Annotated in this window: 7 protein-coding genes and 3 tRNA genes; 7 read left to right on the top strand and 3 right to left on the bottom strand. The window is 36.4% G+C overall.

From position 1 onward, the window contains the following. Positions 1-361: 361 nt before the first annotated feature. The 3 genes from ACRD62_RS20525 to ACRD62_RS20515 are packed head-to-tail and all read left to right on the top strand — an operon-like array spanning position 362 to position 4,441. A complete protein-coding gene (locus ACRD62_RS20525) occupies positions 362-1,636 on the top strand; it encodes a cytochrome b N-terminal domain-containing protein (protein ID WP_430821977.1) in 1,275 nt (424 codons plus the stop codon). Positions 1,637-1,654: 18 nt separating this feature from the next. Continuing rightward, complete coding sequence (locus ACRD62_RS20520; protein ID WP_430821976.1) at positions 1,655-2,122, top strand: QcrA and Rieske domain-containing protein; 468 nt, start codon at positions 1,655-1,657, stop codon at positions 2,120-2,122. Further along, positions 2,123-4,441, top strand: coding sequence for a multiheme c-type cytochrome (locus ACRD62_RS20515; protein WP_430821975.1), 2,319 nt, complete (start codon positions 2,123-2,125; stop codon positions 4,439-4,441). 62 nt (positions 4,442-4,503) lie between these two features. On the opposite strand, the gene ACRD62_RS20510 is transcribed toward ACRD62_RS20515, so the two are convergent. From ACRD62_RS20510 to ACRD62_RS20500, 3 genes are all read right to left on the bottom strand, one after another. Then, positions 4,504-4,576 (bottom strand) — tRNA-Lys (locus ACRD62_RS20510). Positions 4,577-4,629: 53 nt separating this feature from the next. After that, positions 4,630-4,702: transfer RNA gene (locus tag ACRD62_RS20505), tRNA-Lys, on the bottom strand. Between the two features lie 56 nt (positions 4,703-4,758). Beyond that, a tRNA-Lys gene (locus ACRD62_RS20500) sits at positions 4,759-4,831 on the bottom strand. A 214-nt stretch (positions 4,832-5,045) separates the two neighbouring features. Between ACRD62_RS20500 and amrB the strand changes: the two genes are divergently transcribed. The 4 genes from amrB (at position 5,046) to ACRD62_RS20480 (ending at position 17,561) form a co-directional block, all read left to right on the top strand. Further along, on the top strand, positions 5,046-6,473 hold the full coding sequence (gene amrB, locus ACRD62_RS20495; RefSeq protein WP_430821974.1) for an AmmeMemoRadiSam system protein B: 1,428 nt from the start codon (positions 5,046-5,048) through the stop codon (positions 6,471-6,473). Further along, complete coding sequence (gene amrS, locus ACRD62_RS20490; protein WP_430821973.1) at positions 6,470-7,483, top strand: AmmeMemoRadiSam system radical SAM enzyme; 1,014 nt, start codon at positions 6,470-6,472, stop codon at positions 7,481-7,483. The genes amrB and amrS overlap by 4 nt, the downstream gene beginning before the upstream one ends. Before the next feature lie 203 nt (positions 7,484-7,686). Further along, entirely contained in the window at positions 7,687-8,781 is a 1,095-nt protein-coding gene (locus tag ACRD62_RS20485) for an FAS1-like dehydratase domain-containing protein (RefSeq protein ID WP_430821972.1), read from the top strand. A 455-nt stretch (positions 8,782-9,236) separates the two neighbouring features. Further along, on the top strand, positions 9,237-17,561 hold the full coding sequence (locus ACRD62_RS20480; protein WP_430821971.1) for a DUF8693 domain-containing protein: 8,325 nt from the start codon (positions 9,237-9,239) through the stop codon (positions 17,559-17,561). Positions 17,562-17,674: the final 113 nt, after the last annotated feature.

Raw genomic sequence — 17,674 nt, 5'->3', positions numbered from 1 at the left:
TTGAATTTTTAATTTAAACGGGGTCTTGTTCTCCTGTTTAATTAAAATATCAAGGTTTTTAGTTAATTATGGCGGTATTGATTGATATTTGATATAAATGTGAAATGATTAGTTATAATTTGAATTCCTGAATCGGATTCTTTTTGATAAAATGATATTGAGAGATAGAATAAAGCAAAATGATAAAGGAGAGAAGCAAAAAAATAAAAAGAAGGAAGCATTTATTGTAAGATTTTAGGTGATTCTATAAAATAGGCAGTCAATAATTAAATCAATTTCAAATATGATGAAAATGGTTACTTTTGAGTGGAAATGATTAATAGTATCTTACTTTAAGCTGCAACCTAACACAAGTTTTATAATGAATACAGCCGGACATTCAAAGGCCATAACAAAATTACTTTTGCATTTACATCCTAATAAGGTAGATGCGCAATCAATTAAGTTTACACGAACATTTGGTTTGGGAGGTATAGCTGCTTTGTTATTTGTTATGCTATTTATTTCAGGAATGTTACTGCGTTTTGCATATGTCCCTTCTGTTAAGGGTGCATATGATTCCATTATCGAGTTGGAGAATCAGGTTTTGTTTGGCCAATTGTTAAGGAATCTTCATTATTGGAGTGGTATGGCTCTAGTGCTGGTTTCGTTTCTACATGTATTAAGAGTGTTTTATACTCAATCCATTTATCACGAACGCCGGAAAAATTGGATTTACGGTCTGTTAATAATGTTTCTGGTTGTATTTTCAAATTTCACGGGTTACTTGTTGCCATGGGATCAGTTATCATTTTGGGCAGTTACCATTATGACCAACATGTTAAGCTATATTCCTTTTGTGGGAGATGCAATAGCCGACATGGTTAGAGGGGGTGATGAAGTTACTGAAATAACATTGCTTCGATTCTATCATTTTCACACTGGGTTGTTACCATTACTGATGGTTTTTCTTATGTCTGTTCACTTTTGGCTGGTGCGCAAATCTAAAGGAGTTACTGTTCAGAATAGTGATGAAAAAGTCCTGGTGCCCACTTATCCAAATTTGGTATTTAAGGAGATTTTGGTAGCTCTGATTGTTATAATTGTTTTGTTTATACTGTCCATGATTATAAATGCTCCACTTCAAGGAAAAGCTGATCCGTTAATTAGTCCTAATCCGAGTAAGGCGCCCTGGTATTTTATGGGGTTTCAGGAATTGCTACTGCATATTCATCCCGGTTTTGGAATATTTATAATTCCCTTGTTAGTAACTGTTTTTCTGGTTTATATTCCTTTTGTAAAATATACAGATTTAAATGTTGGGGTTTGGTTTAATTCTAATAAAGGTAAGAAGCTGACTATTATCTCAGTTGTTTATGCATTGGTGCTTACTTTACTTGTGATCCTTTCAAGCGAATTCTTTCTGGATTTACGCAACTGGATGCCACAGGTTCCCTTGCTGATTAGTACAGGCTTATTGCTATTGCTTTTATATTTGGTTCCTGCTGCAGCATTTCTGTATTTTTTAAAATCGAAATACAATGCTTCCAAAATTGATCTGATGATGGCAATGTTTACAATCATTATTGTCGCTTATGTTGTAATGACCATTGTAGGAAGCTTATTTAGGGGAGAAGGAATGCATTTGTTTGCTTAATTTTTAAGAATACAATTAATGAAGTTTAAATTAAACCGACGAACATTTATTAAAAGAGCTGTTTATGCGCTTTTATCACTTGAAATAATTTATGTTTTTACGGGACTTTTGCGTAAGAAAAAAGCCAAAAAAGTTTCGGATGGTTGGTTTGATGCCGGGAATATCAATTTTTTCGAAAAAGGTAAAGTATATCCATTTGGGGCTGCTCATTTTTATTTGTCGCGTTTGGAAGATGGTGGCCTCTTAGCTATCTCGATTCATTGTACTCATCTGGGATGCGCTATTCAGTTTAATCAAAATAAAGATCGATTTGTTTGTCCGTGCCATGCGTCTTCTTTTAATAAATATGGCGAGGTATTATCTCCTCCGGCAACCAGGGCGTTGGATATCTATCCCATTACAATTCAGGACGACAAGGTAATGGTTGATGTTAATAGTCCTTTAAGGAGAAATAAATATGAAAATTCACAAGTAACCTATGTATAGATGACTGATATTTTAAAATATAGTAAGATTATTCGAATATTGGGCATTGTAGTTTTATTGCTGTTGCCGGTTTATTTGTTGATAAAAACCTATGCTGGAAAAGAGGTGATTAAAACAGCTCAGGCTGAATATACCGGTGTTGAAACTTGTGTTGAATGCCATCAGGCTGAATATAATGATTGGTTGCAATCACATCATAACAAGGCTATGGATGATGCTACTGATTCGTCAGTTTTAGGTGACTTTAATGATGTTGTTATTGAGGCTCAGGGCATGAATCATCGATTCTTTAAAAGGGATGGCCGATTTATGGTTAATACAGATGGTGCAGATGGCACAATGCAGGATTTTGAAGTTAAGTATGTATTTGGGAATTATCCATTGCAACAATATTTGGTTGAATTTCCTGGTCGGCGATTGCAGACACTCGCTCTTACCTGGGATTGCGACAGTAGTCGCTGGTATCATATGGCAGATTATATCTATACCGGTCAGCAAATAAAGAATGATGACTGGTTACATTGGACGAATCAGGCGCAGAACTGGAATAGTATGTGTGCAGATTGTCATTCAACTAATTTACAGAAAGGATACGATCATAAAACGGATACGTACAATACGACATGGTCGGAGATTAATGTGAGTTGTGAGGCATGTCATGGTCCGGCTTCAAAACATCTTGAATGGGCCTCTTTGCCTGAATATGCTCAGGAAGATATCGATAATTATGGTCTGGTTGTAAAAACAAGTGGGATAGATCATACTGAGTATGTAAATAATTGTGTTCGTTGTCACAGTCGACGGGCTTCGTTGCAGGATTTTGATCATCATTCGAAAAATATATATGACCATGTGGTACCAAATTTGCCGGAAGATCCAACGTGGTATATCGATGGGCAAATTCTGGATGAAGATTATGTTTATGCTTCGTTTATGCAAAGTAAAATGCATATGAAAGAAGTGCAATGTAATGATTGTCATAATGTACACAGTGGTAAATTGTTGTTTGGTAATCAGGGGAAGCAATATAATAAGCTATGTGCTCAATGCCATGTTCCTGATATTTATGATACGCCAGAACATCATTTTCATAAATCGGAAGGAATGAAAGGTGAGTCGCTGATTTCTGAATCAGGAATTAAAATGGAAGTTGGTTCTGGAGCATTGTGTATTAATTGTCATATGCATGGGCGTCATTATATGGGAGTGGATTATCGTCGCGATCATAGTTTTCGGATTCCCCGGCCTGATCTGACCATGAAATATGGTGTGCCAAATGCCTGTAATCAATGTCATACAGATAAAAGTGCTCAATGGTCGGAAAACAATATTAAGAAATGGTTTGGGGAAAGTCGGCGATATCATTTTGCGGAAGCTTTTAGTGAAGCACGTAATGAAGATACTTCAGCTATCAGCCACTTGAATATTATAGCTGCAGATGAATTGTATCCGATGAGTATACGTGCACTTGCAATTCAACATTTGGGAACATATTTTCAGGATTCACTAAAGCCACAGGTAAATAATTACATTCATCATTTAGATCCTACAATAAGATTGGCTGCTCTTAGGGCAATAACAGTGCAGTCTGAGGAAGATATTAAAATGATGTTACCCATGCTGAATGATGAAACAAAGGCGGTTCGAACTGAAGCGGCCCGTATTCTTTTAGCTGCAGGAGAGAGTAATATACCGGATAGCTATAAGAAGAGTTATCAAAAAGCATTGGATGAATACGAGCAAGTATTGATTTATAATGCTGATTTTCCAACCGGAAAATTCAATTTAGGTAACTTTTATTATAATCTGGGTAAAACGGAACTGGCTGTTGAGTGGTATTTGAAAACTTTAAAACAAGACCAAGAGTTGCATTTTGTGAAACTTAATCTTGCGCATGCCTATAATCGCCAGGGGGAAAATGATAAAGCAGTAAAGCTTTTTGATGATTATCTTAAGAATGAGCCTGATGATGCAAATGCAATTTATTCGTATGGTTTGTTACTTTCTGAGATAAAGAAATATAATGAGTCGCTGCAAATGTTGGAGAAATCATATAAGCTGGATGAAAGTCGTCCAAGAGTGGCGCATAATATTGCAATGATGTATGATTTTATGGGCGATAAGGAGAAGGCTGAAGTTTATCTGAAAAAGGAAATTAATCTGATGAAAGATTATAACAGTAATGCTGGTTTATTACAGTTTTATTTGAATAATGGTATGCAACAAAAAGCACTAGCCTTTGCTAGAGGTATGCTGAATAGTTATCCTGAAGCTTCGCAGGATCTGAATCAGGTGATTCAGCAATTGGAGGGAAGGTAGAGTTTAAGTTATCATAGAAACAAAAGAAGAGATTATTCAAATTGAATAATCTCTTCTTTTTGTGACTCAGCTGGGGTTCGAACCCAGGACCCCATCCTTAAAAGGGATGTGCTCTACCGGCTGAGCTACTGAGTCAACACTGATAAAAAAAGCGACTAAAACTGTGTTTAATCGCCTCTTGTTTTTTGTGATTCAGCTGGGGTTCGAACCCAGGACCCCATCCTTAAAAGGGATGTGCTCTACCAGCTGAGCTACTGAATCAACGCTGATAAAAAAGCGACTAAAAAAGTTATCTTAATCGCCTCTTGTTTGTTTAGTGATTCAGCTGGGGTTCGAACCCAGGACCCCATCCTTAAAAGGGATGTGCTCTACCAGCTGAGCTACTGAATCATCCGTTTTTCTCAATTGCGGTGCAAAGATACATCCTTTTCTTTTTATTCCAAATTCTGTTGCAAAAAAAAGAACTTGATTTTATTGTTGAGATTCTGTTGTGTCATTTGATCTGCTCTTATCAGGTTGGAATTCAGGATAACTTTGTGGGATGTTAAAAAATCTTATTTGGTGAATTTTCTTCGTAACTTTATAAAGATAGGTCAGCATTATTATGGAAAAGATTCATATTAGAAGGGCTTCTGTTAGTGGAATGTTTTATAGTGATAATGCAGTGGAATTGCGTAATTCGGTTGATTCTTTGTTACAGGAGGCAGAAAATGTATTGATTCATGATGAAGTATTAAGAGCTGTGATTGTTCCTCATGCCGGTTATGTATATTCTGGAGAAGTTGCTGCCAGTGCTTTTGTGCAAATTAGACAGGATGCAAAGTATAAGCGAATAATTCTTATCGGATCAAGTCATCATCATCGGTTCAAAGGTGTTTCAGTTTGTTTAAAGAAGGCTTATGAAACACCACTGGGATTGGTCGATGTTGATTTTGAATTGGCTAATCAACTAATAAAAAATTGTAAGTATCTAAGTTATCATCCTGAAGCACATGAAAAGGAACATTGTTTGGAAGTTCAATTGCCCTTTTTGCAAAGGAGGTTAAATAAGAAATTTAAAATACTTCCAATGATAGTAGGAGCTGATGATAAAGGGGTGATTGAAGAAGTGGCAAATGAATTACAATACCTGTTTAGTGATGATAACCTTTTTGTAATCAGTACAGATTTTTCGCATTATCCCGGTTACGAGGATGCAAGTCGGGTTGATTCGGAAACAACAGAGGCTATCTTGAAGAATTCTCCGAATTGTTTAAGAAAATTTATCTTGGATCAAAAGCATGAACCGGTTCCGGGTCTTGTTACTAATTTATGCGGTTGGACAGCAGTTTTGTTATTTCAATCATTAAGTAAGTTTGAAAAAGGTTTGAATTATCGTCCTGTTTTATACCAAAATTCAGGAGATAAATTAATGAGAGACCATTCGCGGGTAGTAGGTTATCAGTCGATAGTCATTATCGAAAAAAGTGGGTTTAATTTATCAAAGCAAGCGCGTAAACAGTTGTTCTTGTATGCCCGGCAAGGATTGTATAAATACTTTCATTTAGTGGCAGAAGAAATGAAGCTTGCGGATTATCCATTAAACGAATATCTAGGAGCCTTTGTATCGGTATATGTTTTGGGCAAATTACGAGGTTGTATCGGCACATTTAGCCCAAATCAACCTTTAAAAGATTTGGTTCAAAGATTAGCTGTTGATGCTGGTATTAGGGATGCGAGATTTGAAGAGCTTCGTAGAGAAGAGTTAAATGATCTTACTCTTGAGATATCAGTACTGGGACCATTAAAGCCAATTTCTTCAATTGAAGAAATAGAAATTGGAAAGCACGGTATTTATGTACGTCATGAATTTAAATCAGGAACTTTCCTGCCTGCAGTGGCTGTTCGCAATGAATGGACTAAGGATGAATTTGTTTCTCACTGTGCCAAAAATAAGGCTGGATTAACAAATGAAGAATTAAAAAACGCAGAGCTGTTTGTTTATGAGTGTACTGTTGTTTCTGAGGTTGAAGATGATTTGTTGGAGATATGAAAGAAGCTGGCTTTTATATATCAATGCAGAATAAGGTTAAATGTGTTTTGTGTCCGCATACGTGTGTTTTGGAAGAAGGTCAAATTGGATTATGCCGGGTAAGGCAAAATTTAGAAGGTAAACTTTTTTCTTTATCCTATGGCATGGTTTCAGCAATGCATGTTGATCCGATTGAGAAAAAACCACTTTATCATTTTTTACCCGGGAGTAAATCGTTTTCGATTAGTACCAATGGTTGTGTATTATCCTGTTTGAATTGTCAGAACTGGCAAATTTCTCAAAATGCTGTTGATGAATATAGTGCACAGAAGTTAGCACCTGAATCAATTGTCAAGATTGCATTGGATACGAATTGTGAGAGTATTTCATATACTTATACTGATCCGGTGGTGTATTATGAATTTATGTTGGATGTAGCAAAAAATGCAAAGTATCACGGAATAAGAAATGTCTTGGTTTCATCTGGTTATATTAATCCTAAACCTTTGAAAAAAATGTTGCCATATTTAGATGGAGCGAATATTGATTTAAAGAGTTTTGATGATAAAACATATCATAAATTAAACGGAGGATCACTTAAGCCTGTGTTAAAAACATTGCAGTTAATTAATGATTCTGAAGCCTGGCTCGAAATAACCAATTTAATTATACCGGGATGGACAGATGATATTAAGATGATTGAAAAGATGAGCTCGTGGCTGGTGAAAGAAGGTTTTGGAAAAGTACCCCTTCATTTTAGCCGTTTTGTTCCAACATATCGACTTCCTGATATAAATTGGACGCCATTGGAGGTTCTTTTGAAGGCCAGGCAAATAGCAGAGGAAGTCGGTATGAAATATGTTTATTTAGGAAATGTACATAAGCAGAATGTCACAACAACCTTTTGTCCAAATTGCAAAACAGAAATAATAAATCGTGATGGAGTCATAAGGATGAGCAAGTTAAGAAGTGATGGGTATTGCCTTATTTGTGGAGAGAGAATTGATGGAGTTTGGCAGTGTAAATATTAAATTACATGAGTTAAGAATAAAAACATAGGGGGTAATTTGAAAAATATGCATTTTATTTTGCTTTCGCCTATGAATTCGAAAGTAAAACTCGAATAGAACATGAAAAATTGAAAGGATTAGGAATTTTTAAGATACTCTGGGTGTCAAGTAGTGCTTGTTTTATCTATAATTAGCCTATTTTTGTTCTATCAAATTAGATGTAGATGCAGGATTATATCAAACCTAATAAAAAAGTCAATTACGGGCTGGATCTTAACAAAGTTGTTGTTGGTCAGGAGATAGTTAGTCATTTTAGTATTACGGCTGATGAATCTATTCATAGTTTATGGAGTGGTTTTATGCCAACTTCATCATATACTGAAAATAGTCGTGAATTTGCCGGAATTCTTGGTTTTCATGAGTTATACCTTCCTTATGGCTTTTTATTAAATCTGACATTGAGTCTGGGCGTTGAAAATTTTGCTCATTCAAGTTTACTGCATCTTGAAATACGAAATGCATTATATCTCAACCCTGCCTTCGCAGGGGATACATTAACCTGTGAAATTACTATAAAGTCGGTTGAACCTACATCAAACAACAGATATTCGATTATTATTTCTGAGCACGTGCTTTCGAACCAAAAAGGTGAACCTATCTTTTCGCTTGAAAGAGTTACCCTCTTTCCTTTTATCGATGGTTGTGGTGATGAGAATGCTAAAGGAAACAGTAATTTAAAGAATCATCATTTTAAAGAAAAAATTTTAGCCAGAGTAAGAGGGATAGAACTTGAAAATAAGATTAAGGATTTTGAGCCTGGCGACCTGATGTTGCATCCTTTTGTTCGTCCTGTAGGTAAAAGCGAAAACCTTTATTGGGCGACTTACTTTAAAAATACACATCCCATACATTATAACTACCAAAGGTATAAACCGGGTGAGATCGTTGTTTCGGGTGGTATTGTTGTCTCGATGGTTCTAAGCATTGCCAGTCGCGAGTTTCGACAGTTATTATCTCCCGAGATTGTAAGAGCTTTCCATGTAGTGCCTGTTGTAGCTGAAGATCGTATCGGGGCCTTTAGTTTTGTAAAAGAAGTAGCTCAGATTATGCCGGGATTTGAAGAGATAACCTTATTGACTTTTGGTGTTAGAAATGTGGATACGGAGATGGATCTGGGTGATATCGCTTTCCCTGTCGAGTTATTTAGTGATCTCAAACGTCCTTCGGATGTCGAAAGAGTTTTAGAAGATAAATGTCCTTCCCTTACCGGAATTATTTGTTGCGTTGCCGAATGGAAGATCTTAAGGAAGGTGGACTGATTTTTTATGTATGAGTATTTATAGACTCTAAATAAGATTTTTAGAAAAGGTTGCTTCGATATTGTATCATAACTTACCAAATTATCAATTCATTTTAAATAGTTAAAATAAAATCTACTCTACTTATCTAGATGTAGTTAATAATGTGTTTTAAGGTTTGTTTCTTTTCCCTTTCTATGCACGAAATATATGATCATGAACAATAGTATTTCAGTTTTGTTACACAAGCTTTGTGCATCTATTCTAGGAAGTTAGTAAATTTTGTATTGTAAGGGTAAAGACTTGGATGTAAATTAGATCTTTAAAAATCTATTATTATTTTATAACCATTTTTTTAAGATAGGTCATTGTTAAATGATCTTTTGTCTAAATAAATGTAACCTTATAGTCTTTTTACGTAGAAATGCACAGAGATCAAATTTTGATATTTGTTTTGTGTTATAAAAATGTTGATTATGAAAAAAATATACTCTTTATTATTTGTATTGCTTGTGATGGGTGGAACCGCCTTTTCGCAGAATACCTGGTATACCTTAGCCAGCGGAGATTGGGATAATCCGGATATATGGACACTTGATCCGGCTGGTGCCGTACCTGTGGGGAGTGCCATTCCATCAGGAGGGGATAATGTGGTTATCTTAAGTGGTAAAACAGTAAAGGTGCCTGATGGTTTCTCACCGTATGATAGTCCATCGGTGAGAAATGTTACTTTAAATTGCGGAAGTGTAACCATAAATGGTAGTCTCGATCTGCGTCAATCAACAGGTCATAACTTTGCATCATTAAAAGGTAACGGACGCTTATTAATGGCTGCTGATAATTATCCTACCATTGGAGTAGGTGGTGATGCCGATTTTACCAGCCAGGATGAAGACGATGGAACAGTAGTGTTTTATGGAAACAGTTTTAATATTACCACTGCCTTCAGTTTTAGTAACCTGGAGATAGACATGAATGCTGGTCAGGTGGTTACCATTGAAGATGACCTTACGCTTGATGGTAACTTAATTGTAACAGCCGGTACCATACAAATTAACAATGCAGGAACTACAACTTTAACTACTACGGTTAACGGAAATGTTTATGTTGAAAGTGCCGGAGCCATAACGGTTGGTATAGGAGCAGCTTTTCACTGGTTAAATGTATACGGTGATTTTACCAATGAAGGATCAGTAGATTTTTCAAATTCGACACAGTATGCTGAAGCTACTAACGGAGCCGTAAAACTAAAATTCTCAGGAACCACCGATACCGAATTTCAATGTAACGGAACTACCGATTTGTACCGTTTGTTTGTTGATAAAGGTGTAAATAAAACTTTTAAGGTAGCGGTTACGGCTGATAATAGTGCTAATTTCTCGTTATATGGACCGGTTGATTATCTTGCTTATAATGGTTTAGACGGAACTGATGGAGCTTCAGGAGCAGAACGTTTGCCTGTTGTTATCGAGAATGGAACCTTAGAGTTAGGTTCTAATATTGTTATTGATCGTTTAGGAGAAAATATTGATGGTAATGCTCCCAATGAATTTACCATACCTTCAACAGGAAGACTTTATGTTAATGGTGCAGATATTACAACATTTGATGCCTCGGCCTATGTTAATGCATGGGAAGTACCATCAGACTGGCAAGGATTAACAATATTTGGTGAGCTTAAAATGGCTGCAGGAACATTTACTATTCCAGAGGATGCAAATGGTATTAGATATTATGACAATACATCAACTTCTGCCACTATAAAAATTGAAGGAGGAACTATTAACACTACCCAATTATGGCAATATAATTCAAATGGACGTTTGAATTATTTTCAATCAGGTGGTACATTTCATATTCATGCACTGCCAACTAATGTTTGGGGATCGCCTTCCTTTGATATTGCAAATGAAGAGCAAATATTTGAGATGACAGGAGGTGTTATTGAATTCTCGGCTGTAAACAGGCATAATATAACTGCTCTTAGAATCATCTCAGGGGAAGGTAACTATAATGTTACTGGAGGAACTATTCAGTTTAATACGCCAACGGATTCTCCCTCTGGTAATCAGGCAAAAATATACGCCACTGTACCTTTATATAATTTAGATATTCAGGCTTCAGCAACAGGTCAGCAAGTTCAGGTGGTTAATCAAGATGGTAATTCCGGAGGAAGTTCTGAATTAACTGTTTTGAACGATTTGACCATTGCTGCTAATGCTACTTTTAATGATAATGGATTTGATGTATCTATAGGTGGCGAACTATCTATTGCAGGAACCTATACGCAAGTAGGTAATTTGGTGTTTGATGGTTCGCAGGATGGAGCAATTAACAATCAAACCGGAGGAGTTTTAACCTTTGGAAGCGGATTAACTATTAATAAAGACCGACATTCAACAGCTGGTAGTTACTATACAGTTAGTTTAACTGGTAATCACAACATTAATATAGATGGTTCTTTACGTTTAACACGAGGTGCTTTAGATGTAATTGATTACTGGCCAACAGTAACCGATAGTGTTAAAATATCAGATGGAGATTTAACATCATCGGGCACCGGAGGTATTGAATTGACCGGGTCGTCACCTGTATTACAGGGCAAGTTTGGTAAAGAATTTAACTTTGGTAATATCCGTTTAAATAATGGAAATAATGGAGCTGCTTTGGTCACAGATGTCAATGTAGAAGATTTTACGTTTCTTAATTCTGGTACTGGTAAAGTTAGCTTAGGGGCATATAACTTAACGGTTACAGGTAGTATAAATAATAACGATGGAAGTAACAGGTTCTTTTATACAAATGGTTTAGCCAGCGATGGAGGATTAACTTTGCCAATAGCATCAGGTAGTAATGGAACTAATATACAGTTTTTTCCTGTGGGTAGTACTACCACTAGGTATACTCCTATGCAAGTAGATGCCAATTCTGCGGTATCATCAAACGGAACAATAACAGTAAGTCCTGTTAATGATTATCATCCAACAGTAACTGACCAAACCTATGCACTTGATTATTATTGGAAAGTAGAGCAAGAAGGATTAGATAGTGATGAGGCTAATATCCGTTATGAGTTTACTCACCATGAGATTCTAGATGTAGATGTTTTTCGTCAAAGGTTTATTATATGGGTATATTATTATCCAACATTGAATGTTTTTAATGATGGAGTTTGGAGTGATTATGATGATGGTAATGGAGACTCTAATGGAGGTACTACTCTTACTTTTCCTTATTCTTCATTGTTGGAGAGTGATTTCTCTTATGGTGTTTTAGAAGGGGGATTTTGGTATGGAGAATGGGATGCTCCCCGAACTTTATATAGTAGGGATGCCGTCACTAATGGCTCCTTTAATAATGGAAATACATGGTCTGAAACCGGACATGGAGGTGAAAGTGCAGGTTCAGAGCCTACAAATATCGATTATTGTATTATTGGCTCAGGCCATACGGTTTATATTAACTCCAATAACAATGATGCATCGCAAATATTAATAGAAGAAGGGGGTACCTTAATTGTTGAGGATAGGGGAGTAAATCAGATTTTCAGACATGATATTGGAGTAATAAAAGGAGGTGGTACTCTTGTTTATGAAGAAGATAATAGTTGGAATCAAGGGACATATAGGATTTTAGATGCTGATCATTCAGAGTTTTTGAATAATACAACGGCTACCATAGTTTTTGATGGGACAGGTAATCCAAGAACAATGCCTTCTGATTCCGAAATAGCCTATTATCCAAATTTAAAAATTACCGGATCGGGAGAAGTAAGGTGCCAGGATGATGAGGATGTATTGGTTAATGAAGATTTAATAGTAGTTGAGTCAGTCACAATGAATTTCCTTACATATCAGGGAGAAACTGTCACTGTAGGAGGAGATGTGAATATTTCAGGAGGTACACTGTCTTTCTTTACAACCAATAACAGTAACCGTTATTTCGATATTGAAGGAGATATCATTATGTCAGGAGGTACATTTAGTGATGCCAACAACCAAGAAAGTAAAATATACTTAAGGGGGAATATTGCCCAAACAGGGGGAACCATATCCTTTTCGTCTGCAAATGTCGTATTCGAAGGAACCGAAAGTGTTACCTATAGCAGTACGGGTACGCCGGCCTCATTTTACAGGGTTAGAATTGATAAGCCCGAAGATCAGACAGTGGCTTTTAATTCCGATTTTGATTTAACAGCCTGGACTAATGGAACAACTAAGTCGTTGATTTTAGAATCAGGTATTTGTCATTTAAATCATTCCGATATCAAGCTTAATTTAACAACCGGAGGAGCTAATTTTCAGATCCCATCAAGTGCAACTTTACAGGTCACTAATGGAGCTACTGTAAATACATGTGCTAACTACGGCCTTCGTTTAAGTGGAGCTTTAGTTGTAGATGGTGGAATTGCCAATATTGATGGAACCAAGGTTAATGATGTAGGAGTTGAGAGTTCTGATGGTACCAGTTTTATTGAGTTTACGGCTTCGGGTAGTTCAAGTATTGATGTTACTGGCGGTGGAGAGTTACATGTTGGTGATCAAATTAGAAGAACAACCAATACAGAAGAAGGAATCTTAACTTTTGCGCAAAATGGTGGAACAGTTAATATTGGTACCGTTGGATCAGATATTAAGGCTACACGTGGTATGTTTGAGATATTGGGTACAGGTAGTTCTTTTACTCAGGCAGATGGTGATGTAATTAATATCGTTCGATCAAATACCAGTTCGAGCATACCTTCACTCTATTTTACTCCGGAAACAGTTAGTTATGGCACTGGTTCAGGTTTTGCCTTTGATGGTACCAACGAAGTCGCAGCTACTTTTGTGATGTATGCCGATCAGGCCCTTAATAATATTGAAATTACAGGAGATGATTCAGATGCTATTCAATTACTAACCGTGGCACATACCATTAATGGTGCTTTAACCATAGGAACAAATGCTGTTTTCGATGCCAATGGCCTGGATTTGACTTTAGGCGGAGATTTAGTTAATGATGGAACTTTCACAGCCAATAATAATACCACCTATTTTGTGAGTGATGCCGATCAAACTATATCAGGAATAGGAACGACCACCTTTGCTGATGTTATTAAGCAAACCGGTACAGGAGCTTTGATTTTGGATAGAGCCATCACTGTATCAGATGATTTGATTTTATCAAGCGGAACATTAAATACTGCCGCTCATGATTTAACAGTTGAAGGTGATCTTACCAATAATATTACAACCAGTTCAACCGGTAATGGAATTGTAATGGCTGGTTCTGATGTGCAACAATTGGGTGGAAGCGGAACGTTTTCAGTGTTAACCATCAATAACTCAAACGGCGTTGTTCTACCAACGCAATCAGGTGCTATTACCTTTGCCGATAAATTAAGAATGGAGGATGGTGTTTTTGATATAGGACGAAATCTATTGGTTTTTGGTGAGTCTGCAGCTATTGAAGAGGTAAATCCATTCTCTTCTTCAAATATGATTCAAACCAATTTATCGTTTACCGATAATGGAATTAAAAAAACCTTCCCTGTTATATCTGCTTCTACCTTATTTACTTATCCAATTGGTTCATTGGGTAAATATACTCCTATAGAATTCGATATTACGGCTAATGGAAATAATACAGGTTCAATACGTGTGAAAGCAGCTGATGAACCCCATATTTCAATTTTACCTGCCGATCAGGGTAGTGTGCTACAATACAGCTGGACTCTGGATGCTGATGGAATATCAGGCTTTACGGCTGATGCCAGTATGTATTCTAACGATGGTGATGCGCCAGGGGATACAGCTCAGTATATTACTGCCCGTATATTATTGGGAAGTACGGATTGGAATAAGTTTACTACAGATGATTTTCACGGCAGATCAGGGGTTAATGATATTTCATTGTTTACTTTTTCCGATACTGATGATTCAGGAATTGATGGGGATTACACAGCAGGAGTATCAACAGCCATACCTGATCAGGTACCTGCTTTTATAACCGTTACAGATGGAAATTATTCCGACCAGAGTACCTGGGCCACCTATGATCCGGATACGCAGGCAACAGGTACTCCAGGTGTTAATGTTACAGCCGGTGGGCCGCGCGGAAGTATTATTTATGTAGATCATACATTATCATTCCCTGATAATTTTGAAGCTGCCTATAGAACCTATATTAATGCATCCGGAATTGTAAATATCGGTACATCTATAGGACATCGACTGGGAGATGTATTTGGTACAGGTACTTTAAAACTTGAGAATGGGGATTTACCTGCCGGATCGTATGATACGTTTTTCTCTGCCAGCGGAGGTATTTTGGAGTATTCAGGTTCTTCAGATTATGATGTGCTGAGTGAGATTCCAAACGTGAATAGCGTTCTGTTTAGTGGAACAGGAGCCAGAAGATTGCCAAATATAGATGTTCAGTTATATGGTGATTTAACCTTTGATGGACCTGAGTTGGTAAATACACATGACAGTAATATTTCTATTCATGGTGATTTGCTATTTAATGCCGGAACTTTTGATGCAGGTATCAATGGTTCAACAGTTACATTTAACGGTTCTTCAGTGCAGGCCATTGATGGATCTGTTGATTTTACATCTGCATTAGGAGGCGCATTTTATAATTTAGAAATTGATAATAGTGTTGGTGTTGATATGAATTTAAATATTGAAGTGAGTAATGATTTGTATTTAACAAATGGTATTCTTCAAACTAAAGCATCAAAAACGATAACACTAACTAATACATCAACATCAGCTGTAGTTGGAGGAGGTAGTAATAGTTTTGTTGCTGCCAAAATGAGAAAGAATATTCTGAATTCAAGTACATTTACTTTTCCTATCGGAAATGCTTCGCGATACGGTGAGTTAATTGTTTCTCCTGATGCTTCATCAGGGGGTTACTGGCAGGCGTCCTATCACAATAATAATCCGGATAATGATGGATTGGATCCGACAGCTCTGCAGTCGCCTGTGGCTTTTGTGAGTCATAACGAATATTGGAATGTATTGGCACCGGCTGCAGGTAATGCACAATTAACTTTGCGATGGGATGCCAGTAGTGGGGTGAATCCGGCTGAAGCAGATATGCGTGCTGTTCAATGGAATACAGATAAGTGGTATGAGGTAGCTCTAGGAACAAAAACAGGAAATGCCTCAGGCGGCTCTGCTCCATTGGTATCTGTAATGTCGTTTAATACTAATGCTGGAGGTAATTATATTACTTTTGGGTCGATTTCAATACCTTCATTCTCCTGGCTGGGCAATAACAGCGACTGGTTTGATTCTTCAAATTGGCAGGGTGGGAATATTCCAAGTGCGGGTACTGATATTACCATTGATAATACTGGTTCAGCACCGGTAATAAATACCACAGCAGTGGCGCAGGTAAATGATCTGACTATCAATCATATTTCAGGTCTGACTTTACAACCGGGTGCGCAGATGACTGTTAACGGTGATTTAGTTACTAATGATAATTTAATTGTTAAAAATAGTAATACTAATCCTTCATCATTGATTACTCATGGGACTGTTACAGGAAATGTAAACGTAGAATGGACTTATACAAGCAGACGTTATTGGTATATAGGTCATTCCGTTACAGGAATTGATATTAGTGACTATGATGATGCAATTTCTGGTGATAATGCTTATTTCTTGTATAATTACATAGGTTCATGGAATGTATTATCAGATCCTTATTCTTTTTCAGATCCAATGGAAGGCTATTCTTTAATCGTTAAGAATGAAGGAACAGAGTTTGTTCATACGGGAGAACTGAATAACAACACCTCATATTCAAAAACACTATCTAATGGATGGCAATTAATTGCTAATCCTTATCCTTCATATTATCAGTTAACTGTAGAGGATGATATAACAGGTGATTTTAGAAATACTAAAGGATCGGTTTATGTCCGCACAGGAGACGATTGGAATAGTCGTTATTTGGCAACCTACAATGTGTTAACAGGCATTACTACTCCGGAAACATTTGATGGAATATTGGCACCGGGGCAAAGTTTTTGGGTTGAAAAGGCAACAAATGGTGATGTCTTTATGAATGCTGATAAGCGAATACATGGTTCTGCAGCACTTAAGTCCTCTAATAGAAACCAAAATACATTACGAATTAATTTGCAAAATGAATTCACTTCAAGTGAATCGGTTGTGGCATTAAGGGATAATGGTACATTTGATTTTAGTAAGTTGGATTCAAAAATAAGGATGGAATCAGATAATAAACTATCATATCTTTATTCTTTAAAGTCAGATAATAAGGCTGTAATTAATGTTCTTCCAACAGAGTTCGATTCTTGTGCTATTCAAATTGGATTTAAGGCTTTTTGTGATGGAGAGCATGTTTTAAGTGTTGGTGGTATTAGTACATTTGATGCTGAAAAAGAGATCATTCTGGAAGATAAGGTTAAAGGTCAATTCGTTGATCTCCGATTGACAAATAATTATACTTTTACTACCAATAAAGGGATTTGTGATGATAGATTTATATTACATTTATTAACTGGTTCATTGGATGCTGAAGATGAGGTTCCTACTTCAATAAGTAATAAGAACAATGATGTTAGTGTAAGTTGTATTAAAGGTGATATTTACATTAAGTGTAATTGGGAAGAACAAAGCAAAGGAGTCTCGTTATATAATTTGAATGGTCAATTAATTAATTCCACCTTATTTACAGGCACTGAACATAGAATGGAATGGAATAAACAAGGTGTATATATCATAAAGGTTGTAGGTATTAATCAAATACATACTCAAAAAATATTTGTAGAGTAAAAATATTCACAACTTATTGAGGGTGTCCAAAAATTAAACATCAAAACAACGTTAGTTTCAATTTGTAATAAAATATCATTTTATGTCACCCCTAAATCCCCTGAAGGGGACTT

It is taken from the genome of Carboxylicivirga caseinilyticus (genome assembly GCF_050589785.1).
GTDB classification, from domain to species: domain Bacteria; phylum Bacteroidota; class Bacteroidia; order Bacteroidales; family Marinilabiliaceae; genus Carboxylicivirga; species Carboxylicivirga caseinilyticus.
Note: the sequence above shows the minus strand (reverse complement) of the source record. Positions and strands in the feature narration are given on the sequence as shown.

Coding starts and splice junctions, on each gene's coding strand:
- ACRD62_RS20525 (WP_430821977.1), top strand. CDS start 362: ATGAATACAGCCGGACATTCAAAGGCCATAACAAAATTACTTTTGCAT.
- ACRD62_RS20520 (WP_430821976.1), top strand. CDS start 1,655: ATGAAGTTTAAATTAAACCGACGAACATTTATTAAAAGAGCTGTTTAT.
- ACRD62_RS20515 (WP_430821975.1), top strand. CDS start 2,123: ATGACTGATATTTTAAAATATAGTAAGATTATTCGAATATTGGGCATT.
- amrB (WP_430821974.1), top strand. CDS start 5,046: ATGGAAAAGATTCATATTAGAAGGGCTTCTGTTAGTGGAATGTTTTAT.
- amrS (WP_430821973.1), top strand. CDS start 6,470: ATGAAAGAAGCTGGCTTTTATATATCAATGCAGAATAAGGTTAAATGT.
- ACRD62_RS20485 (WP_430821972.1), top strand. CDS start 7,687: ATGCAGGATTATATCAAACCTAATAAAAAAGTCAATTACGGGCTGGAT.
- ACRD62_RS20480 (WP_430821971.1), top strand. CDS start 9,237: ATGAAAAAAATATACTCTTTATTATTTGTATTGCTTGTGATGGGTGGA.